This is a genomic window from Prochlorococcus sp. MIT 1342 (assembly GCF_047304495.1).
Lineage (GTDB): Bacteria > Cyanobacteriota > Cyanobacteriia > PCC-6307 > Cyanobiaceae > Prochlorococcus > Prochlorococcus marinus_D.
Map to the genome: position 1 here is coordinate 1,897,260 of NZ_CP138957.1, position 20,289 is coordinate 1,917,548.

Sequence of the window (20,289 nt, forward strand, 5' to 3'; positions counted from 1 at the left end):
AATTGATTACGCATATAGGCTCTATAGAGCCTCATAATTCAAGGTCTATCACCACCAGTTTGAGCCGGGTAAAGCTCATTAAAAAACTCACCAAGGCCAATCGTGACGCTACGCACAGCATTCATGAATTGCGGATCATTCGTAAGCTTTTCCACATCTCCACCCACTGCATCAAACTTTTTAGTAAGCGAGCGAGCGTAACTCACAGTCTGCTTGAGATCATTAACTGTTTTGGGGTTATCAAATTCTTCAACCACATTGTTGATATGGCCGGTTGCCAGATTGAGGTTGGTAATCATTGGTTCAGCTCGAGCTACCTCATCCTTGAGCTTACGCATTAATTTAGAGACATCTTCGGCAGTGCTCTCAATCTGCTTGGTGGTATCAACCAAATACGTGACCAACTTCTGCTTCTCTGCCTCTTGCAGAATGCGCTCAAGTCTCTCTGTCACTGAAGAGATGCTCACCGGAGCCTCACCCACAATCGTTGCCCCGTTACACAACACCTTGCTGCCAGAACAATCCATTGATCCAGGCAGGGGAGCATTAGCAGACAACGGCTTGCCAAGACTCACCAACGCCACCTGAGAATCACCCCCAAGCAATGAACTAGAGGCCACCTTGGCGACAACCGGCTTGGAAAGGCGCAGATCACCCTTATTGATTTCAAGGGTGGCCCACACAGCTTGGGAAGTCACATCGATTTTGACCACAGTGCCCACCAAGATGCCGCGATAAGTCACGGGGGAACGTTCAGCAAGACCAGTTGCATCGGGGAAGTTCACCTTGATGCTCCAAACATTGGCGCCAAGACGCACACCCCTTAACCAGAGCAAGGTTCCTGCAAAGGCAACCACTGCTCCAACGATGGAGAATCCGACAATCGCATCACGAACGCTGCGTCGCATAGACATCAATGCTCTTCAGGTTGCATTGGCCCGCGAAGACTACCGGTACGGAACTGTTCAACGTAAGGATTATCCGTCTTACCGAAGTCTTCTATAGAGCCAGCCCAGTGAAACTTGCCTCCATAAAGCATCACCACCCTTTCTGCAGAACGTTCAATCGTGCTGCGTACATGGCTCACCACTACAGAACAACCTCGGGCCACTGTGGTGGTCTTAACAATTAAATCTTCAATTCTTGTGCACGCCACAGGATCAAGGCCAGCAGTTGGCTCGTCATAAAGCAATAACGGCATCGGTCCACTCTCCCGATCAGGATCATCAATGAGGGCCCTAGCAAAACTGACTCGTTTCTGCATGCCACCACTGAGCTGGCCTGGCAGTAGATCAGCCACATCGTAGAGCCCTACAGCTTCTAGACAAGCTATGGCTCGCTCACGAATCTCCTTCTGCTTAATGCGCCCCCCCCGCATCAACAAAAACCCCACGTTCTCCTCAACCGTGAGGGAGGCCAGCAAGGCTGGGTTTTGAAAAACAAGGCGCACATCAGGGGGTTGCTCCTGATCAAGACGCAAATAAGCCTGCTGCTCACCAAAGAGACGAAGCTCTCCGCTCGTAGGCAACTCCAAACCTGCCAGCAACCGCAACACCGTTGACTTACCAGCACCAGAGGGCCCCACGACCGCCAAGCGTTCCCCAGGCTGCATGACCAAGTTGACCTGATCAAGCACTGGCCATTCTCCCCACTGCATGGTGAGATCACACATCTCGACCACGGGGGTGGCTTTTGACACAAATACCCTGTGCTTAGAACCGAGTCATTGTGCCCGGGATGTCGAAGAAGGAAAGCTTTCGTACAGTTGCGTTAAAGACCTATGGCCGGTTTGTCCCCGCGCATGTGACCTCGCCCAAACACCGCTTTAGCCAGCGCCGCTCTCATCAGCGCCGCGCCAATATCAAAGGGATAAAGGCTGCTAGCGAAAGGGGTCTAATGATCCGTTCTCGCAGAGCCGTGAGTTGGCTGCTACCTGGACTGGTCGTCAAGCGTTGGCTGCTCACTTCGGGCCTGGGCCTTCTCATGGCACTTCTAGGAGCAGCCATCTGGGCGGACCTCAAGCCCATCTACTGGATCATCGAGACCCTCATCTGGTTACTGGGAACAATCACAACTGTTCTGCCACGCAGCATTACAGGTCCTTTAGTGGTCTTAATCGGAGCCGCCCTAGTGCTGTGGGGACAAAGCCGCAGCTTTGGCTCGATACAACAAGCACTAGCGCCCGACAAGGACACCGTGCTCGTCGACGCCCTTCGTGCCAAAAGCAAACTCAACCGCGGCCCTAACATCGTCGCCATCGGAGGTGGAACAGGCCTCTCCACTCTGCTCAGTGGCCTGAAGCGCTACAGCAGCAACATCACAGCGATAGTCACAGTTGCTGACGATGGCGGCAGTAGCGGAGTCCTGCGTCGCGAACTTGGTGTTCAGCCCCCAGGCGACATTCGCAACTGCCTGGCTGCACTCTCAACAGAAGAACCCCTGCTCACAAGACTGTTTCAATATCGTTTCTCAGCAGGTAGTGGCCTAGAGGGCCACAGCTTCGGCAATCTCTTTCTCTCTGCACTATCAGCCATCACGGGCAATCTAGAGACAGCCATCACAGCGTCTAGTCGAGTCCTCGCAGTTCAGGGTCAGGTCGTTCCCGCGACCAATGCAGATGTACAGCTCTGGGCGGAACTGGAAAACGGCCAGCGCATTGAAGGGGAATCAGCGATCGGCAAGGCCCCAAGTCCAATCGTGAGGCTTGGCTGCTTGCCCGCACAACCACCAGCCCTGCCCAGCGCGCTAGAGGCAATCTCTAATGCAGACCTGATTCTTCTAGGGCCTGGCAGCCTCTACACATCCCTATTACCCAATTTGCTTGTACCGGCCTTAGTGCGAACCATCCAGCAGAGCCGAGCACCGAAGCTTTACATCTGCAACTTAATGACTCAACCCGGCGAAACAGATGGCCTGGATGTTGTTGGTCACCTAAGAGCAATCGAAGCCCAACTCGCCAGCCTGGGCATCAGCCAGAAACTATTCAATGCCGTATTGGCCCAGGATGACCTAGGAGAATCCCCATTAGTGAAGCAATATCAAGCACGAGGCGCTGAACCGGTCAACTGTGATGCTCAAGCGCTCATCGCCAAGGGCTATGAGTTGATGCAAGCTCCATTGCAAGGGAAAAGGCCTCGCGCAACACTGCGCCATGACCCACGCAGCCTTGCCCTAGCGGTGATGCGCTTCTATCGAAAGTATAAAAAGAATGCTCAATAAGCATCCTGCATCTCATAAAAGTCTGGCTGCACATAATCTTTCCGCAGTGGCCAGCCCTTCCAGTCTTCAGGCATTAGCAACCTTTTCGGATGGGGATGTCCCTCAAAGTTGATGCCGAACATGTCAAAGGTTTCCCGCTCCTGCCAGTCAGCTCCGCGAAACAAGCCGTAGATCGATGGGAGCGAAGGTGTGTCTTCACGGGATAAAAACACCTTGAGGCGTACCTCACGGACCTTGGCCGCTTCCGACGACGAATCTCCCACCCCCATCTTTGCAACCATTTCAGCCATGGCCACGAGATGGTAGAAGCAAACCAGCTGCTGGCCAGGGCCTTCGTCATAGCCACCCTGGCATTGAAGATAATCAAAACCATCAGCCTTGAGAGCTGCAACGATCACCTGCAGGAACATCGACTCCACACCAATCACCTCCACACCAAGATGATCAGGATCAAGCAACTGATGCTCAAAACCCTGCTGGTTGAGCCAGCGGCTTACAGGTCCCGGTTCCGGACCCGCCGGCACCGGGGGGGTGGAAGGGGTCTCGCTCATGAGTCGTAGGTTGATGAAGACTGAGAAGCTGGGCTGGCATCAATTTCAGAGGTGTTCAACTCCGCAGCCATTGGTAGCCCAGCACCAGGCATCAAGGCAGCTTTCTGGCTATCAGCACTCAAGTAGGCCCCGGTGACAATTGGCTCAACTCGCTTCATTTGATGGGGCACTGTGAAGTAGCGGTGGGTCTGGGCAATCTTGATCCGCTCAGCAACCGATTCATCACCCACTTTTTTACGTAACTTGATCACCGCATCAAAAATTGCTTCAGGGCGAGGTGGGCACCCTGGGAGATACAGGTCTACGGGGATGAGCTTGTCTACTCCACGCACAGCGGTAGTGGAGTCAGCACTGAACATGCCACCAGTGATCGTGCATGCACCCATAGCAATCACGTATTTAGGCTCAGGCATCTGCTCATAAAGCCTGACCAGGGCTGGAGCCATCTTCATGGTCACCGTGCCGGCAACGATCAAGAGGTCAGCCTGCCGAGGAGAGCTTCGGGGCACCAAGCCAAAACGGTCAAAATCAAAACGTGATCCAATCAGAGCCGCGAACTCGATAAAGCAACACGCGGTGCCATACAGCAACGGCCAGAGACTGCTAAGCCGAGCCCAATTGTGTAGATCGTCCAGGCTTGTGAGAATGATGTTCTCACTCAAGTCACTGGTCACACTGGGAGCGCCGACAGGGCCACAACTCGCTGCACGCAAGTCACGTACGGCATCGATGGAGGGGGGCACTGACATGAAATCAACTCCACTCGAGGGCACCCTTGCGCCAGGCATAAGCCAGTGCAACAAGAAGGATGGCAATAAAAATAAGGGCTTCGATGAAAGCCAATAGACCTAAGCGATGAAATGCCACAGCCCAGGGATAAAGGAAAACGGTTTCGACATCAAAGATGACGAAAACTAAAGCGAACATGTAGTAGCGAATGTTGAACTGAATCCAGGCACCACCAATGGGCTCCATCCCTGATTCATAGGTCAGCTCCCGCTCGCCGGTACGACTGCGAGGCGCCAAGAGCTTGTTGGTGACAAGCGCCAAGATCGGTACTGCTGCTGAGATCAGCAGAAAGCCGAGAAAAGCGTCATAACCCGGCAGCGCAAACATAGACAAGTACGACTTGCTTCTCAGTCTGGCATTCACTGCCTTGGGCTAACGCCGATAGAGTTATCCCACCTGACAGTGCAGCTGTGAGCGACAAAACCACACCTGCCGAAGACTCGACAGAAGCCGAATCAGTTGCTCAAACTGACGTTGATGGTATGGCCACAGACACCATCGCCTCAGCAGAGTCCGACACCGATCAGCTCACCCATCGCTTTGAGTGCCGCAGTTGCGGTTACGTCTATGACCCAGAAGAAGGAGTCAAGAAGCTTGGCATCACTTCCGGAACAGCTTTCAAGGATCTCGATCCAACCAACTTTCGTTGCCCCGTATGCCGTGCCCGCATCGACGCCTTCAAAAACATCGGTCCTCGCAGTGCACCTAGCGGCTTTGACCAAAACCTCAACTACGGCATTGGCGTCAACCGCTTAACACCAGGGCAAAAGAATGTCCTGATCTTTGGAGGCCTGGCACTGGCCTTCGCCTTCTTCCTCTCCCTCTACTCACTGCGTTAACGCATCCCTGCCATGAGCCGCCTGTTCTCGAACCTTTTCAACCTTCTGCTGATTGCGGCCATCGGGTTCGGCCTCAGTGGGTGCGTCACCAGCCGGCTTCCGGTCGCCAGCACCAGCCCATGGCAACCCTTGGAGTTGAACACTGAGTCAAATCCACTGGACATCAGTTTCTCTGACGCCAACCACGGCTTCGTTGTTGGTACCAACCGCTTAATCATGGAATCAAATGATGGCGGTATCAGCTGGAAGAAGCGCAGCTTGGATCTTGAAGAGGATGAAAACTTCCGGCTCATCAGTATCGATTTCAACGGCAATGAGGGTTGGATCGCTGGGCAGCCAGGGCTGGTGATGCACAGCACTGACGCAGGCAAGAACTGGTCACGCCTGAAGCTTGAAAACAAACTCCCAGGCGATCCATATCTGATTACCAACCTAGGTCCAAATAATGCTGAGCTTGCCACCAACGCAGGTGCCATCTATCGCACAAGCGATGGTGGCACCACCTGGAAAGCAACTGTGAGTGAAGCGGCAGGTGCAGTGCGCGACCTCAGGCGCAGTGCAGCTGGCAATTACGTGAGCGTGAGCAGTCTCGGTAATTTCTTCTCCACCTTGAATGTAGGCCAGGATGTTTGGCAAAACCATGAGAGGGTCAGCAGCAAGCGGGTGCAGAGCCTGGGTTATCAACCCAACGGTGAACTATGGATGGTGGCCAGGGGGGCCGAGATCCGCCTGAACGATCAACCCGGAAACGTCGACAGCTGGGGGAAAGCGATGATTCCAATCACCAATGGCTACAACTACCTAGATCTGTCCTGGGATCCCAACGGGGGCATCTGGGCAGCGGGCGGCAACGGAACTCTTATTAAGACTCTGGATGACGGAAAAAGCTGGCAGATCGATCCCATGGGCGACACACAGCCCTCGAACTTGATCAGGATCCTGTTCGACACCAGCTCTGAAAGCCAAGCCAAAGGGTTTGTTCTTGGGGAACGAGGCCACCTGCTGCGCTGGGTGGGCTAAGGCTTGACCGTCAGCCAAATGAGCAACGCTCTGTAACCATGCCGTTCACCAGACGCAGTGTTGAGGCTCAGCCTTATAGGATCTAAAGGCTGATACGCCTGAGGCCATGGCTGCTGGCTCCACCGGGGAACGCCCTTTTTTCGAGATCGTCACTAGCATCCGCTACTGGGTGATCCACGCCGTTACCCTGCCGTCGATCTTCCTCGCCGGCTACCTGTTTGTGTCCACGGGCCTTGCCTATGACACATTCGGCACACCTCGCCCTGATGCCTATTTCCAGGCAAGCGAAAGCAAGGCTCCTGTCGTTAGCCAACGCTACGAAGCCAAATCCCAACTCGACCTGCGCCTGCAATAAGCCATGGCTCAATCTTCTTCTGCACCTCTTCAAGCTCTTAACGTCCGTGTCTATCCGATTTTCACGGTGCGTTGGCTCGCTGTACACGTCCTGGGTGTACCCACAGTGTTTTTTCTTGGCGCCATAACCGCCATGCAGCTCATCCGTCGCTGATCCCACTCCCAAACCATGGAGCAAAACCCAAACCCGAACAACCTGCCGGCAGAACTGAACCGCACCAGCCTTTACCTAGGGCTTTTGCTAGTTTTTGTGACAGCCGTGCTGTTTACCAGCTACTTCTTCAACTAAGGGATCTGAAGCATGAGTACGAAACTTAAAGGCCCTGATGGACGCATACCTGACCGTCTTCCTGACGGCACTCCAGCCGTTTCATGGGAACGCCGCTGGACAGAAGGGTCCCTACCCCTATGGTTAGTTGCCACAGTTGGCGGCATGGCGGTCCTCTCAGTCCTAGGCCTCTTCTTCTTCGGCTCCTTCACTGGAGTCGGTTCCGCTTAATTTAGATTCAAGATTCTGTGTGTAAACCCTACCTAGCAGGGTGGGGATTTACATGCAGAGTTAGATCTTCTAAAAAACAAAAACTGACCATCAACTACCGCCAAACTCGCCCCAATAAGGCCTTGTAAAGAGGTCAAGTTTGCGGCGGGTTTTGTCAGTTACATGTTTTTTGGCGGTTAGCAAAGCATCTTCCAAAGCATTGTGAGCTGTGCTGACGGGACGAATATCTGCAACCATTTTGGCTGTTGCCCGAACGATCTTTGTGGCCAACTGTGCATTGGCCCTCAGATTTGCAAGCACCATCTCTACAGTCACGCTGTCATGGTGACCATGCCAACAATCGTAATCAGTAACCATTGATAAAGAAGCATAGGCAATCTCTGCTTCCCGAGCCAGACGAGCCTCAGTGTGATTGGTCATTCCGATCACCATGCAGCCCCAACTCCTATATAGCTTCGATTCAGCTCGAGTGGAAAAGGCCGGACCTTCCATCGCCAGATAGGTACCACTACGATGCAATTGGCGTCCATCCGGCATCAGGCTTTCGCCAACATCCGCTAACAAGCGAGAAAGCGTGAGGCAAAAAGGATCAGCCATTGCCACATGAGCCACCGCCCCATCTCCAAAAAAAGTCAGTGGTCGCTGATGAGTCCGATCAATGAATTGATCAGGTACCACCATGTCTAAAGGGCGCACCTGTTCCTGCAATGAACCAACTGCTGAAGGCGAAAGGATCCAACGCACACCAAGCGAACGCATCGCCCAAATATTCGCTCGATAGGGAACTTCCGTAGGCAAAAACGTGTGATTACGCCCATGGCGAGCAAGAAATACCACCTCCATACCGTCAAGGGTGCCGAGTCGAAAAGCGTCCGAAGGCTTTCCAAAGGGAGTATCAATCTCCAATTCTTGAATGTTCTCAAGGCCTTCGATGGCATAGAGACCACTGCCTCCCAAAACTCCCAAACGAGCGCCTTCGAGAGGAGAAGTTGTGAGGCGATTCAATTAACGTCTTTCAGCTTTAAATAGCATAGCCCGTCAATAACTCGATCAATACTTATAGCCTTCAAGGGCTTCAAGCATACAACTGATAGCCGAAGTATCACATCAAGTCATGTGTTTAATTAGCAAATATTTATTCAACCTTTAAAAGGTTAACTGGTCAAGGTCTCCAGCAGAAAGAATCCATCAATCCCTGAGATAACTTACAAAGTGTTTACGATCAAGATGCATGCACACACACGTGAAATAACAATTAAATAATTCCAGCGGGCAATCATCTAAAGAGCCACCTTGATCCACTGCATTGGGTTGAACAAGAGCAAATCCTAACTGGCTTAAAAAGCATTTTAAAACCTGAAGGCGAGGTTTATCTTGATAAGGTTAATTTAAAAAAGAGTTAACTCATCAACACAAGAGGCACTAAACCAGGCAAAGGTTAGACCAGGCCTAATGCTTTCATTCAGCCCAAAAGGTTACTGGGCCTAGCAATAATCAACAAGCCACACTTGAGCTAATCTTCAACCATGACATCAATGCAGAAGCCTTGCTCGCAGCAAGGCTCAATGTATTAGTAGCCAAATATCACAATGGGCGATTGCACCAGGATGAATTAGCCATGCAACCTGACCGCTTTAGAAATTAGGATCTGCCCAGGCATAACATCGACTCGATCAACACTGCCCAGGATCATCTAAATGGTGAAAGGTCATGAACATTGATGGCACAGCCTGGCGCACCATCTGGCTTGAAAAAGATGGGCATTCAGTCGGCGTGATCGATCAAACCCAACTGCCCCACAAGTTCAGCACCCTCAAGCTCAGCAACTGCCAAGAGGCCGCAACCGCAATTCGCACCATGGTGGTGCGTGGGGCTCCATTGATCGGAGTCACCGGGGCCTATGGATTAATGCTGGCCCTACAAGAAGACCCCAGCGATGACGCCCTAGAGGCGGCCTTTAAGCAACTCAATGCCACCCGGCCAACAGCAGTCAATCTGCGCTGGGCCCTCAAACGAATCCGAGACAAAGTAAAACCGCTTCAACCAGCTAAGCGGGCAGATGCCGCCAGAGCCGAGTCTGCCCTCATTGCCGAGGAGGACGTGGCCATGTGTGAGGCCATCGGCAACCATGGCTTAGCAATCATCCAAAAACTTGCGACAGGCAGACCAAGCGTGAGACAACAAGAGCCCATACAAGTGCTCACCCACTGCAATGCTGGATGGCTAGCCACCGTTGATTGGGGGACCGCGCTGGCACCGATTTACAAGGCCCACCGGGCCGGCCTAAACATTCATGTATGGGTTGACGAGACACGCCCCCGCAACCAGGGCGCGAGCCTCACTGCCTACGAACTAGGTCGTGAAGGCGTACCCCATACCGTGATCGTGGATAACGCGGGTGGGCACCTTATGCAGCAAGGATATGTTGACGCAGTCGTCGTAGGTAGCGACCGAACCACACGCAGCGGTGACGTTTGCAACAAAATCGGCACCTATCTCAAGGCCTTAGCGGCCCTAGACAACAGCGTGCCCTTTTATGTGGCCCTACCCGGCTCAACAATCGACTGGTCAATCTCGGATGGGATCGCAGAAATCCCTATCGAAACCCGCTCGGCGATGGAAGTGACCCACATCCAAGGACGAAACAACAACGCTTCTAGCAACAACCAACTCACCACCGTGCAACTCACTCCCAATCAAAGCGAAGGATTCAACCCTGCTTTTGATGTAACCCCTGCGCGCCTCGTAACGGCCCTAATCACCGAACGCGGAGTCGCGGCAGCAAGCGAGACGGGTCTCATGGAGCTTTACTGCGATGATTAGAAATCAAAACCAATGAATGCAAAAATATCACTACGGAAAGATTGATCAATGACTAATCAAACTCAAGGTCGTCTTTAATCATAGAAAAATCTTCACAGCAACACTCAATCCTCACTATCCATAGATGCTAAACATGAGATGAATTGAAATCACTAAGATCGACTCAACTTACACACTCAAATGCAAGGAAGATTCTTACATTTCTCACTCACAAGACTTGGCTGGAACCCATGCAAAAGGAACAAATCCTCATCGAGATTAAATGCTTTGCAAAAAGATATGGCATTACACATAGCAAGCTTTTATTCCTCAATTTTACATCTTTCCAACACCAGAGCTAAATAGCTCATCACATCTAGAGCTCGACAATGATCAACGGAAGGCTGCTCGACTTGACAGGAATAGCCAATATTACCCTCTGCTATATATGTCCCCATAATCATTCAAAGTCCCAAGCATCCGAGGCTTCAGAACTTTTATGTCAACATCTTTTTTCATCTACAAAGCCCACACGAAAAAGCATATACAAAATAACCAATCAGGAAAAGTTCAGCCATCTGGCTGAGAATTTCTTCAGTCAACACTTCATGCCAAGGAATTATGATTCTTGGCATGGCAACATCTCAACGAACTGCCTAATAAAGCTTTGACCCTTAAACATCAGCAAAGGAGAAAACAGAGGAACTTCAGCGCGACTGAAGTAACGTTCCCGTCGATACGCACCAATCAATGACGTGCCAAAACCGCTGGTCGGATGCCGAGGCACAAGCTGCCATCAAGTCTTACGCCGCGCAGGACGTCTCTGAAGATCTGGCTCTCCGCACTTACACAGCCCGTCTGCTCGGCTCCGATCCCCAGCTGGTGCTGCATGGCGGAGGCAACACCTCGGTTAAAACCAGCTGCACAGGATTGTTTGGCGATCACATACCAGTGTTGTGCGTGAAGGGCTCGGGCTGGGACCTATCAACCATCGAGCCGGCCGGCCATCCTGCTGTGCGATTGGAGAACCTGCAGGCCTTAAGAGATCTATCTGCACTTAGCGACGAAGACATGGTTGCAGCTCAACGCAGCAACCTGATCGATCCATCGTCACCCAACCCTTCGGTTGAAGCACTACTACACGCGTTCTTACCAAGCAAATTCGTCGATCACACCCACGCAGTAGCTGTTTTAGCCCTTGCAGATCAACCAGATGCCGAACAGATCTGCCGTGAACTCTACGGTCGACGTGTCGCGATTGTTCCCTATGTCATGCCAGGCTTCCAACTAGCGTTGGCCGCCATCAAAGCCTACGAACAAGCAGAAGTAGAAGCAGCTAAAGCGGGAGTTGAACTTGAAGGGATGGTGCTTCTCAAGCACGGCTTATTTTCGTTTGCTGCCACAGCACAACAAAGCTACGAGCGAATGATCAACTTGGTGCGTGAGGCGGAAGAGCGTCTTGGGGAAACCCCAACGCTTTGCCTACCACCACCAACCAATCCAGCTCCTAAAAAAAACATCGCTGCAATTCTGCTCCCACTGTTACGTGGTGCCCTGGCTCAATCCGCAGCTATGCATAACGCCCCCCAACGTTGGCTTATGGAGTTGCGCTCAACCCCACTGGCACTCCAACTAGTCAACGACATTCACCTCCAAGACTGGTCTCGCCGTGGAGTCGCTACCCCCGACCACGTAATCCGAACCAAACCCTGGCCGCTCATTCTCAAAAAGCCTCCACAACTCCAAGGAGATGAAGCGATTGAATCCTGCCCAGTGCTGGAAGAATGGCTCCACTCAGCAAAACTGGCATTAGAGAAATACATCCACTCATATCAGGATTACTTCGAGCGTCAGAATGCTCGCGTTGGAAGCCATAAACAACACCTCGATCCACTACCAAGGCTGATCGCAATCCCTGAACTTGGCCTCGTTGGCCTAGGCCGTTCAACAGCTGAAGCTAATGTCACCGCAGATATTGGTGAAGCCTGGGCCGCCACACTGATGGCAGCTGAATCAGTGGGACGTTTTCAACCAGTCAACGAGGCAGATACCTTCGAGATGGAGTACTGGAGTCTCGAACAAGCAAAGCTCGGCAAGGGCAAAGAAGCACCACTGGCACGCCATGTTGTCTTGGTCACTGGTGGTGGTGGTGGAATTGGTGCAGCGATCGCCCTTGCCTTCGCCAAGCAAGGTGCACAAGTTGTCGTACTTGACAAGAATGGTGAAGCAGCAACAACGACTGCCAAAAAATGTGGCTCAAGTGCTCTCGGACTGAAGTGCGACCTCACCAATGCTGCTGAGGTTCATGATGCATTCACGACAATTGCAGCTTGCTTCGGGGGTTTAGACATCGTGGTATCCAATGCTGGGGCGGCTTGGAGCGGAGACATTGCCACTCTTCCAGAATCCAAGTTGCGAGCAAGCTTCGAGCTCAACCTATTTGCTCACCAGCACGTTGCACAAGCTGCAGTTCGCCTGTTTCGAGCCCAGGGCAATAGAACGACAGAACCCAGCAAATCCTTAGGCGGACAGCTGCTCTTCAATATCAGCAAGCAAGCGCTAAACCCAGGCCCTGGTTTTGGAGCCTACGGAATTGCAAAAGCGGCATTGCTGGCACTTATGAAGCAATACGCCCTGGAAGAAGGGCCCTCAAGCATTCGCTGTAACGCCATCAATGCAGATCGGATTCGGTCCGGCCTGCTCGATCAGGCAATGATTCGAGAACGAGCGGAAGCTCGCGGCATCAGCGAAGCCAGCTACATGGGTGGGAACTTGCTCGGTGCAGAAGTCCGAGCAAGTGATGTGGCGAATGCTTTCGTAGCATTAGCCTTAATGCCGCGAACCACTGGTGCATTACTGACAGTAGACGGCGGCAATGTTGCGGCGATGGTGCGTTGACGCCTACATGCACATGCATGTCAAGCTATCAATCAAACCTCATAAAAGCTTCGATACCACTGAGAAAAGCACTCCACTCCCTCTGCGATTGGGGTCGACGGCCGAAAATCCACCCAGGCCTCAAGAGCAGATGTATCAGCAGCGGTGGCCATCACATCACCAGGTTGCATCGGCTGGAAGTCCTTCACCGCTTCCCTCCCGAGAGACTTCTCCAAGAGCTCAATAAAATGCATCAACTCAATGGGCTGACTATTACCAATATTGAAAAGACGGTGGGGTACAGCAGCGGTGGCTGGATCAGGGTTCCGCGGATCGAAGCCTAAATTTGCGGTAGCAGGCTTGTCGCAACAACGAAGCAACCCTTCAACGATATCGTCGATATAGGTGAAATCACGCTGCATCTTTCCGTAATTGAACACCTTGATGGGCTCGCCAGCAAGAATCGCCTTGGCGAAGAGCATCGGAGCCATATCCGGACGTCCCCAAGGTCCGTACACAGTAAAGAAGCGCAATCCTGTAGCAGGCAACCCATACAAATGGCTATAGGTATGAGCCATCAATTCGTTGGCCTTCTTGGTGGCCGCATAGAGACTCACCGGGTGATTCACAGGCTGTTGCTCGTGAAAAGGCAAGTTGCGATTGCCACCATATACCGAGCTACTCGAGGCATACACCAAGTGCTGCACTCCATGATGCCGACATCCCTCAAGGATGTGACCGAAGCCCACCAAATTGGCCTGAATGTAAGCCGCCGGATTCTCCAATGAGTAACGAACCCCCGCCTGTGCAGCCAAATTAACGACCACCTGAGGCTTCTCAAGCCTAAACAGTTCCTCTATGCCTCCACCATCTTCCAAGGCTATTGGATAAAAAGTCCAAGACGCTTTAAGGGAAGCCGCTTCAATCTGAGCAAGTCGTGCCCGCTTTAAAGACGGATCGTAGTAGTCATTCAGGTTGTCAATGCCAATGACACGTTCACCCTGGGCTAACAGCCTCTGCACGAGGGCAGCACCGATGAATCCTGCAGCACCGCTAACAACAACGCATCTACTCATATAGCACCATCTCCAACTCGCCAAAGCATCAAACCAGACGATTTCACCGCTTCTGAATCGACAACAGCACGGGCATCAAACACCCAGGCAGGTTTACGCATCAAAGGTGCCAAAGCGGCCCAATCGAGCTCTTTGAATTGCGGCCACTCCGTCAAGATCAACACAGCATCAGCTCCAGCGACTGCATCGGCAACGCTGCTGACAGACCACCAGGTCCCTTCACCGCTAAGTGCGGCACGGGTAGGGCCTGCCTGGACATCTGGCGGAGAACTAGCCGGCAACTGGAGATCACACGAAATCTGTTCTGGATCCACCTTCGGGTCATAGATAGCCAGCTGGGCGCCCTCCTCCAGCAGATCATTAGCAATGCAAATCGCCGGGGATTCTCGAGTGTCGTTGGTGTCTGCCTTAAAAGCAAAGCCAAGCAGTGCCAGTCTTTTACCTGTAACCGTTCCAAAAAGCTTTTGCACCACCAAACGAGAAATACGGTGTTGCTGCCAAGTATTGAGAGCTACCACGTTTTCCCAATAGTCCGCCACATCCGGCAGGCCGAAATGACGACAGAGATAAACCAGATTGAGGATGTCTTTCTGAAAACAACTTCCACCAAACCCAGGGCCAGCCTGAAGGAACTTGGAGCCAATGCGAGAATCGCTACCGATAGCGCGCGCTACTTCACGCACATCCGCACCGGTGCGTTCACAAAGAGCCGCCACTGAGTTAATTGAACTGATGCGCTGAGCCAAAAACGCATTAGCGGTGAGCTTGGAGAGCTCACTACTCCAAAGATTTGTGAGCAGAATTTTCTCAGCTGGCACCCACTGGCGATAAATCTCTGCCAAAGACTGAATGGCAACAGGGTTCTCCCCACCGATCAGCACACGGTCCGGTGACTCCAAATCACGGATCGCCGTGCCCTCGGCAAGGAACTCTGGATTCGACAAAACAGCAAAACTGATCGGTGGCTCTCCATCAACCGCCTGCCGCTGAGATGCCTCAAGAATCGAATGCACAGCTTCAGCGGTTCGCACTGGCAGCGTGCTCTTCTCAACCACAATCGTGTGCCCCTGCGCAGATTGAGCGACCTGACGAGCACAAGCTTCGACCCAACGCAGATCACTTGCCTGACCGGCCCCCAACCCTTTTGTTTTGGTTGGTGTATTCACTGAGATGAACACCATGTCAGCAGCAGCAATCGCAGCGTCCACCTGCGTAGAGAAAGTGAGGTTGCGCCCGCGAGCCCTATCGACGACCACATCCAATCCAGGCTCATACACAGGCAGTTTGCTGAGATCAAGATCATTCCAAGCAGCAATACGGGCCTCGTTGAGGTCCACCACGTTCACCTGTATCTGTGGACAACGATCGGCAATCACTGCCATCGTTGGACCACCTACGTAACCCGCACCAATGCAACAGATGTTGCGGATCTGAAAGGCAGTCATAGCGTTGTAAACGGCGGATTCAATAAAAGGTGAGGGGAGAGACCAGCCCAGTCATGACAAAGATTAAGTGGGACCTCAGTATGCAAAGAAAGCTATAGGAGTTCATTCTCGAACCAAACGCACAAGACCGGTGAGATCGTCTAATCGATGGAGTTGGTCGATGGGATTCGGATTGGCTTGAGTTGCTACCTCCTGTAAACGCTTGAGGCGAGCCTCACCCCGCTCCACCTCATCATCACCAATCACCAAGGCCCAGGTAGCCCTACTGCGACCGGCACGTTTGAACTGCTTAGTAAAGGCAGCTCCAGAACTATCCAGCTCCACCATGAGCCCCGCAGCCCGTAGCTGATGGGCAATGACCAGGGCGACTCGTTCCGCCTGCTCTCCCCGATTCACCACATAAAGATCCGGCCTCGTGGAAGCCGTTAAGCGAGCAGCTGATCCACTTGGATTAATACTCGCCGCAGCCTCCAGCAAAAGCATCAACCGCTCCATACCTAAAGCCCAACCAAAAGCGGGAGTGCCCCCCCCCCCTAACTGCTCAACCAACCCGTCATATCGTCCTCCTCCACAGACTGTGGCCTGGGCCCCAAGCTGATCGCTAGTGATCTCAAAAGCAGTATGACCGTAGTAGTCAAGGCCGCGCACAAGACGAGGATTGAGCTGGAAAGGGATCTGGAGAGCCTCCAAGTCGACCTGAACCTCCTCAAAGCGGGCCTTACTCTCCACGCTGAGCGCCTCAAAAAGCGTGGGAGCATCCTGCAACAATTCACTTATTGCAGGGTGTTTACTATCAAGGATACGCAGTGGGTTGGTATATAAACGCTTACGTGAATCGTCATCAAGCTGTTCACGGCGGGCTTCTAGCCACACCACAAGCTCCTCTCGATACTTCTGTCGATCCTGAAGGGTGCCGAGGCTATTGATCTCCAGGACAAGACCTTGCATGCCCAAGTCGACCAGAAGTGCCCAGGCCAATGCAATGACTTCAGCATCACTACGAGGACTGCCAACCCCGAGATATTCCACACCAATCTGATAAAACTGTCGTTGCCGACCAGCCTGAGGTCGCTCATAGCGAAACATTGGACCGCCATACCAAAGACGCTGTGGCCCCTGACTCAACAAGCCGTGCTGTAGAGCAGCACGCACAACAGAAGCTGTTCCCTCCGGCCGAAGGGTGCAGGATCGATCACCCCGATCAACAAAGGTATACATCTCCTTCCCAACAACATCCGTAGCTTCACCAATGCCACGTGCGAAGAGTTCAGTCACTTCCAGAAGAGGCGTGCGAATTTCCTGCAACCCTGCTCTGCGAAAGTGATCTCGCGCAACGCTTTCTACCGCCTGCCAGAACCTCGTCTGTTCTGGCAATAGATCGACCATTCCTCGCAGGCTCTGCAGCTGAGTCACTCTTCACCGACAACCAGTAGGCAGTCTGCCGGGCCAGTGATCACCAAGCTCGATAAACGAGGCAACCAAACAAGTTGCGCAATGCCCCTGAGCTGTTGGCGAGGCTGCCGGCCGCTGGCAACCACCACAACGAATCAAGCCACAAGCGATCTGCCCAAGCCCTGCAAGCCTTCAAATCAACAGGGAATAGCACCACCTTGAGCCCCTTACGCCCAAAAAGCCCTGAGCAGGAGGCCTATGGAAAGTACCGCTCACCAGAAGAATCCTGACAGACAATGATGCGTTAACTGATCTCAACAACTGACTGATGGTGGTGGCCTCTGCTGCTGTATTCACCACTGGCGGAGTCCTGGCCATTGCGCTTCGATTGTGGGACTAAAAAAACACCAGCGGAATACCACGCCAACAAGCAATTGAATGATGCTCAATCCCAGAAGCCAACGATTGATGCGCAAATAGCTGATCACGAGTCGAAAAGCTCTCGGAAGTAGACGATGGTGGGTTGAAGCCATTAATCTTGTTTATTTGATGCTGCCAACGAAATCCTGCAATACCAAATCAATAAGCGGCCGGCGCTGCAATTGAGCATCGCCAGGCAAGAGTTTGTTCATTCATGGCTAGAGAAGGATTGATTCGCTCGCACACCAGCTCAGCAAAGTTTCGGATCATAACTTCAGCGAGGTCCCTAAGCCTTCGAAGTCTTTGATGGAGTTCAGGGTTAAGCGGCTGCCTTGCCGACTAAGGTTCTGAACTTTGATGGATAGCTCACTATCACAATGAAAGGGGGAGCGACGATGCCCCGCAGACTCTGCAATCGCTCCTCTGGTCAGCTGATCATTTCAAGAGTCTTATGAAATTGAACAGATACAGCTCCTAGCCTGACTGCCTAAGTCATTTAATTTGCCATGGCCGAGTTGTTGATCACGGGTGGTGCCGGGTTCATTGGCAGTCACACCTGCCTGGTGCTTCTGGAAGCCGGCCACAGGCTGGTGATACTCGACAACTTTTCCAATAGTGCAGCTATTGCCTCAAAAAGGGTAGCCGAACTTGCTGGAGTGGCCGCTCAAGAGCGAATGCTCGTATTGGAAGGCGATATCCGCAATAGCAACGATCTAGATCGCGCTTTCAACTCAATGAAAAACGGCATCGCGGCTGTGGTGCACTTCGCCGGGCTCAAGGCAGTTCATGAATCAGTTCAGTTGCCACTGAAATACTGGGATGTGAACGTGGCTGGCAGCCGCTGCCTACTGGAAGCCATGCAACGGCATAACTGCCGCACGATCGTTTTCAGCAGCAGTGCAACGCTCTATGGCTATCCCGAGCAAATCCCAATCCCTGAAACAACTAGGGTGCAACCGATCAATCCATACGGACAAAGCAAGGCGGCGGTGGAGCAGTTGCTAGCTGACCTAGCCTGCAGCGAACCTGGTTGGCGAATTGCCCGATTGCGCTATTTCAATCCAGTAGGAGCCCACCCCAGCGGCTGCCTCGGCGAAGATCCCAAAGGAAAACCCAACAACCTTTTCCCTTTAGTGAGCCAGGTAGCAGTAGGCCGGCAAGCAGAACTCCAAATATTTGGAGCCGATTGGCCTACACCCGATGGGAGTGCTGTTCGTGACTATATCCACGTAATGGACTTAGCTGAGGGACACCGAGCTGCACTGGAGGTACTACAGCGAGAGGAGCCGCAACTCCTCACTCTTAATCTCGGCAGTGGCAAAGGCCACTCGGTATTGGAGGTTGTGCAGGCCTTTGAAAAGGCAAGCGGCCAACCCGTGCCATACAGCATTAACCAGCGCCGAGCTGGAGATGCCGCATGTAGCGTCGCAGATCCAAGACTGGCCGCCGAGCGGTTGGGCTGGTGCACGCAGCGCAGCCTGTCAGACATGTGCCGCGACAGCTGGACTTGGCAGAAGGCCAATCCACAGGGCTACAACCAGAAATAACAATGAAACAATTGTTGTTTCCCAACACCAACACACAGCCAGGCCAGCCGCCCTAGGTTCACCAAGTCGCTGTGATGCCCTTGTCCTGGCGCAATCCTCGCCGCAACTTGCTGACTTGTGCGGGTCTAGATCTGCTTGGCCTAGTAGGAGTGCTGGCTGGATTATCAAGCATCTGGTCACAGCCGCTAACTGGACAGCTTGGTTGGATGGTGACGACGATCACGGCCTATTTACTAATGGGCTGGCTGTTGGGCACATACACCCTGCTGAGCTGGCGCCGAGTACCCCGCTGGACACTGGTCCAACGCCTGGGACTTTGCCTGCTGACCACATTAATGCTGGTAGCGATCCTGCGCTGGGTGATCAATCCACCACTAGACATCTGGCTGGTGTACCGCAGCACCCAGATGTCATGGCTGCTACCAACAACACTGTGGTCACTATTGGTTCGAGTAAGTCTGCTCAAGGGGAGACTTCAGGATGAAGAGCCTAAGCTGATCCTTCTATCCTCCAAAACGGAAGCAGATCAGACCCTTCAGGCCTGGCGAAAAACACCCACACGACTCATGCCTAAATGGCTACCTGCTGCAGAGGTAGCAAAACAACGAGGGCCATTAGTGATAGCGGTATCACCCAACCTGAGGCAGCAAGCTGATTACAAAAAATTACTGGAAAGATTGGAGCAACGCGACCCCCGCGAATGCAACCTGACAACACCTCTTGCCCTTGCAGAGCGACAACTCGAACGACTGCCTCCAAAGCTGCTGCCCGAAGCCTGGCTGAGCTATTCCGAAATTCCCTGGAACATGTTGTTCAGCCCTCAACGCCAACTCAAGCGAGTAGCAGATGTGGTATTAGCAATGCTGCTGTTGGCGGTGACAACACCGCTATTGCTGCTGCCAGCAGCCCTGCTGATCTGGTTAGAAGATCGCGGTCCGATCTTGTACATCCAGGAACGCAGCGGCTGGTTAGGCCAGCCATTCATGGTTCTGAAACTCCGCACGATGAAAGTGCTACCACCTCATGCACCCATCAGCTGGACAATGCCGGGCGACCCACGCATCACCCGGATAGGCAACTGGCTGCGGCGCTCGCGCCTCGATGAACTCCCTCAGCTCATCAACGTGCTGCGTGGCGACATGAGCCTGATTGGACCGCGACCTGAACGTCCTGAAATAGAGCATGAACTGGAAGAAAGCATTCCCCACTACCGCAAGCGCCACTGGATGCGCCCGGGATTAAGCGGCTGGGCCCAGGTATGTGCCCCCTATGCCGCAAGTGTTGAGGAGTCAGAGCTCAAACTCTCTTACGACCTCTATTACCTCAAATACTTCAGTAGCTGGCTAGATCTCATGATCCTGCTACGCACAATTAAAACGGTGCTCAAGGTGGGTGGTCGTTGAACATCTCGTCACAGGCAACACGTTCAACTGCCAACGCAATGCCAAGCCTCAACTCC

The 20,289-nt window shown here is 52.8% G+C and carries 22 protein-coding genes; 12 read left to right on the forward strand and 10 right to left on the reverse strand.

The window, feature by feature from the left end; all coding sequences use genetic code 11:
• Window positions 1-38 precede the first annotated feature (38 nt).
• Entirely contained in the window at window positions 39-914 is an 876-nt protein-coding gene (locus SIB79_RS09820) for an MlaD family protein (RefSeq protein ID WP_063404936.1), read from the reverse strand.
• Entirely contained in the window at window positions 914-1,657 is a 744-nt protein-coding gene (locus SIB79_RS09825) for an ABC transporter ATP-binding protein (RefSeq protein WP_063405403.1), read from the reverse strand. The genes SIB79_RS09820 and SIB79_RS09825 overlap by 1 nt, the downstream gene beginning before the upstream one ends.
• Window positions 1,658-1,896: 239 nt before the next feature.
• Between SIB79_RS09825 and SIB79_RS09830 the strand changes: the two genes are divergently transcribed.
• Window positions 1,897-3,219 carry a gluconeogenesis factor YvcK family protein gene (locus tag SIB79_RS09830; RefSeq protein WP_063405405.1) on the forward strand — a complete coding sequence of 441 codons (1,323 nt, stop codon included), beginning with the start codon at window positions 1,897-1,899 and terminating at the stop codon, window positions 3,217-3,219.
• Here SIB79_RS09830 and SIB79_RS09835 read toward each other — a convergent pair.
• Genes SIB79_RS09835 through SIB79_RS09845 form a run of 3 tightly spaced genes read right to left on the reverse strand, consistent with a single transcriptional unit; the run spans window position 3,213 to window position 4,886 of the window.
• Complete coding sequence (locus SIB79_RS09835; protein WP_063404934.1) at window positions 3,213-3,770, reverse strand: NAD(P)H-quinone oxidoreductase subunit J; 558 nt, start codon at window positions 3,768-3,770, stop codon at window positions 3,213-3,215. The two genes, SIB79_RS09830 and SIB79_RS09835, sit on opposite strands and share 7 nt — an antisense overlap.
• A complete protein-coding gene (locus SIB79_RS09840; protein ID WP_063404932.1) occupies window positions 3,767-4,519 on the reverse strand; it encodes an NADH dehydrogenase subunit K in 753 nt (250 codons plus the stop codon). Before SIB79_RS09840 ends, SIB79_RS09835 begins: the two co-directional genes overlap by 4 nt.
• Window positions 4,520-4,523: 4 nt before the next feature.
• Window positions 4,524-4,886: an NAD(P)H-quinone oxidoreductase subunit 3 gene (locus SIB79_RS09845; RefSeq protein ID WP_011131259.1), complete on the reverse strand. Its 363-nt coding sequence runs from the start codon at window positions 4,884-4,886 to the stop codon at window positions 4,524-4,526.
• Between the two features lie 83 nt (window positions 4,887-4,969).
• Between SIB79_RS09845 and SIB79_RS09850 the strand changes: the two genes are divergently transcribed.
• The 6 genes from SIB79_RS09850 to SIB79_RS09875 all read left to right on the forward strand — a co-directional run bounded on the left by SIB79_RS09850 (window position 4,970) and on the right by SIB79_RS09875 (window position 7,271).
• Window positions 4,970-5,398, forward strand: a complete 429-nt coding sequence (locus SIB79_RS09850) for a rubredoxin (protein ID WP_063404930.1) — start codon at window positions 4,970-4,972, stop codon at window positions 5,396-5,398.
• Between the two features lie 12 nt (window positions 5,399-5,410).
• Window positions 5,411-6,418 (forward strand): photosynthesis system II assembly factor Ycf48, encoded by a 1,008-nt coding sequence (locus tag SIB79_RS09855; protein ID WP_063404928.1) that lies wholly within the window; start codon window positions 5,411-5,413, stop codon window positions 6,416-6,418.
• 106 nt (window positions 6,419-6,524) lie between these two features.
• Entirely contained in the window at window positions 6,525-6,773 is a 249-nt protein-coding gene (psbE, locus tag SIB79_RS09860; protein WP_011131262.1) for a cytochrome b559 subunit alpha, read from the forward strand.
• A gap of 3 nt (window positions 6,774-6,776) precedes the next feature.
• The gene (psbF, locus tag SIB79_RS09865; protein ID WP_011131263.1) at window positions 6,777-6,926 is read left to right on the forward strand and encodes a cytochrome b559 subunit beta; all 150 of its coding nucleotides are present in this window, start codon (window positions 6,777-6,779) and stop codon (window positions 6,924-6,926) included.
• A gap of 15 nt (window positions 6,927-6,941) precedes the next feature.
• On the forward strand, window positions 6,942-7,061 hold the full coding sequence (locus SIB79_RS09870; protein ID WP_011131264.1) for a photosystem II reaction center protein L: 120 nt from the start codon (window positions 6,942-6,944) through the stop codon (window positions 7,059-7,061).
• Window positions 7,062-7,073: 12 nt separating this feature from the next.
• Complete coding sequence (locus tag SIB79_RS09875) at window positions 7,074-7,271, forward strand: photosystem II reaction center protein J (RefSeq protein WP_011827107.1); 198 nt, start codon at window positions 7,074-7,076, stop codon at window positions 7,269-7,271.
• Between the two features lie 90 nt (window positions 7,272-7,361).
• Here SIB79_RS09875 and mtnP read toward each other — a convergent pair whose 3' ends face one another.
• A complete protein-coding gene (mtnP, locus tag SIB79_RS09880; protein ID WP_063404926.1) occupies window positions 7,362-8,276 on the reverse strand; it encodes an S-methyl-5'-thioadenosine phosphorylase in 915 nt (304 codons plus the stop codon).
• 705 nt (window positions 8,277-8,981) lie between these two features.
• On the opposite strand from mtnP, the gene mtnA reads away from it, so the two are divergent.
• Together mtnA and SIB79_RS09890 are read left to right on the forward strand one after the other, a co-directional pair.
• On the forward strand, window positions 8,982-10,094 hold the full coding sequence (mtnA, locus tag SIB79_RS09885; RefSeq protein WP_063404924.1) for an S-methyl-5-thioribose-1-phosphate isomerase: 1,113 nt from the start codon (window positions 8,982-8,984) through the stop codon (window positions 10,092-10,094).
• 729 nt (window positions 10,095-10,823) lie between these two features.
• The gene (locus tag SIB79_RS09890; protein WP_063404922.1) at window positions 10,824-12,971 is read left to right on the forward strand and encodes a bifunctional aldolase/short-chain dehydrogenase; all 2,148 of its coding nucleotides are present in this window, start codon (window positions 10,824-10,826) and stop codon (window positions 12,969-12,971) included.
• 32 nt (window positions 12,972-13,003) lie between these two features.
• Here SIB79_RS09890 and SIB79_RS09895 read toward each other — a convergent pair whose 3' ends face one another.
• The 3 genes from SIB79_RS09895 to hisS form a co-directional block, all read right to left on the reverse strand.
• Complete coding sequence (locus SIB79_RS09895; RefSeq protein WP_063404920.1) at window positions 13,004-14,026, reverse strand: NAD-dependent epimerase; 1,023 nt, start codon at window positions 14,024-14,026, stop codon at window positions 13,004-13,006.
• The gene (locus tag SIB79_RS09900; RefSeq protein WP_063404918.1) at window positions 14,023-15,471 is read right to left on the reverse strand and encodes a nucleotide sugar dehydrogenase; all 1,449 of its coding nucleotides are present in this window, start codon (window positions 15,469-15,471) and stop codon (window positions 14,023-14,025) included. Before SIB79_RS09900 ends, SIB79_RS09895 begins: the two co-directional genes overlap by 4 nt.
• A gap of 102 nt (window positions 15,472-15,573) precedes the next feature.
• Entirely contained in the window at window positions 15,574-16,884 is a 1,311-nt protein-coding gene (gene hisS / locus SIB79_RS09905) for a histidine--tRNA ligase (protein WP_063404916.1), read from the reverse strand.
• Between the two features lie 74 nt (window positions 16,885-16,958).
• On the opposite strand from hisS, the gene SIB79_RS09910 reads away from it, so the two are divergent.
• Window positions 16,959-17,153 carry a hypothetical protein gene (locus SIB79_RS09910; protein WP_155724710.1) on the forward strand — a complete coding sequence of 65 codons (195 nt, stop codon included), beginning with the start codon at window positions 16,959-16,961 and terminating at the stop codon, window positions 17,151-17,153.
• 63 nt (window positions 17,154-17,216) lie between these two features.
• On the opposite strand, the gene SIB79_RS09915 is transcribed toward SIB79_RS09910, so the two are convergent.
• Entirely contained in the window at window positions 17,217-17,396 is a 180-nt protein-coding gene (locus SIB79_RS09915) for a hypothetical protein (RefSeq protein WP_063404914.1), read from the reverse strand.
• A 393-nt stretch (window positions 17,397-17,789) separates the two neighbouring features.
• On the opposite strand from SIB79_RS09915, the gene galE reads away from it, so the two are divergent.
• Together galE and SIB79_RS09925 are read left to right on the forward strand one after the other, a co-directional pair.
• The gene (galE, locus tag SIB79_RS09920) at window positions 17,790-18,830 is read left to right on the forward strand and encodes a UDP-glucose 4-epimerase GalE (RefSeq protein ID WP_063404912.1); all 1,041 of its coding nucleotides are present in this window, start codon (window positions 17,790-17,792) and stop codon (window positions 18,828-18,830) included.
• Window positions 18,831-18,901: 71 nt separating this feature from the next.
• Complete coding sequence (locus SIB79_RS09925) at window positions 18,902-20,233, forward strand: sugar transferase (protein ID WP_063404910.1); 1,332 nt, start codon at window positions 18,902-18,904, stop codon at window positions 20,231-20,233.
• The last annotated feature ends 56 nt before the right edge of the window (window positions 20,234-20,289 follow it).

Bases quoted from the DNA above. Each gene is read 5' to 3' on its own strand.
- SIB79_RS09890 (WP_063404922.1), top strand. From the start codon at position 10,824: ATGACGTGCCAAAACCGCTGGTCGGATGCCGAGGCACAAGCTGCCATC.
- SIB79_RS09840 (WP_063404932.1), bottom strand. From the start codon at position 4,519: ATGTCAGTGCCCCCCTCCATCGATGCCGTACGTGACTTGCGTGCAGCG.
- SIB79_RS09845 (WP_011131259.1), bottom strand. From the start codon at position 4,886: ATGTTTGCGCTGCCGGGTTATGACGCTTTTCTCGGCTTTCTGCTGATC.
- galE (WP_063404912.1), top strand. From the start codon at position 17,790: ATGGCCGAGTTGTTGATCACGGGTGGTGCCGGGTTCATTGGCAGTCAC.
- mtnA (WP_063404924.1), top strand. From the start codon at position 8,982: ATGAACATTGATGGCACAGCCTGGCGCACCATCTGGCTTGAAAAAGAT.
- SIB79_RS09900 (WP_063404918.1), bottom strand. From the start codon at position 15,471: ATGACTGCCTTTCAGATCCGCAACATCTGTTGCATTGGTGCGGGTTAC.
- psbF (WP_011131263.1), top strand. From the start codon at position 6,777: ATGGCTCAATCTTCTTCTGCACCTCTTCAAGCTCTTAACGTCCGTGTC.
- SIB79_RS09825 (WP_063405403.1), bottom strand. From the start codon at position 1,657: ATGCAGTGGGGAGAATGGCCAGTGCTTGATCAGGTCAACTTGGTCATG.
- SIB79_RS09830 (WP_063405405.1), top strand. From the start codon at position 1,897: ATGATCCGTTCTCGCAGAGCCGTGAGTTGGCTGCTACCTGGACTGGTC.
- SIB79_RS09855 (WP_063404928.1), top strand. From the start codon at position 5,411: ATGAGCCGCCTGTTCTCGAACCTTTTCAACCTTCTGCTGATTGCGGCC.
- psbE (WP_011131262.1), top strand. From the start codon at position 6,525: ATGGCTGCTGGCTCCACCGGGGAACGCCCTTTTTTCGAGATCGTCACT.
- SIB79_RS09835 (WP_063404934.1), bottom strand. From the start codon at position 3,770: ATGAGCGAGACCCCTTCCACCCCCCCGGTGCCGGCGGGTCCGGAACCG.
- SIB79_RS09875 (WP_011827107.1), top strand. From the start codon at position 7,074: ATGAGTACGAAACTTAAAGGCCCTGATGGACGCATACCTGACCGTCTT.
- SIB79_RS09870 (WP_011131264.1), top strand. From the start codon at position 6,942: ATGGAGCAAAACCCAAACCCGAACAACCTGCCGGCAGAACTGAACCGC.
- SIB79_RS09915 (WP_063404914.1), bottom strand. From the start codon at position 17,396: ATGGCTTCAACCCACCATCGTCTACTTCCGAGAGCTTTTCGACTCGTG.
- SIB79_RS09895 (WP_063404920.1), bottom strand. From the start codon at position 14,026: ATGAGTAGATGCGTTGTTGTTAGCGGTGCTGCAGGATTCATCGGTGCT.
- SIB79_RS09820 (WP_063404936.1), bottom strand. From the start codon at position 914: ATGTCTATGCGACGCAGCGTTCGTGATGCGATTGTCGGATTCTCCATC.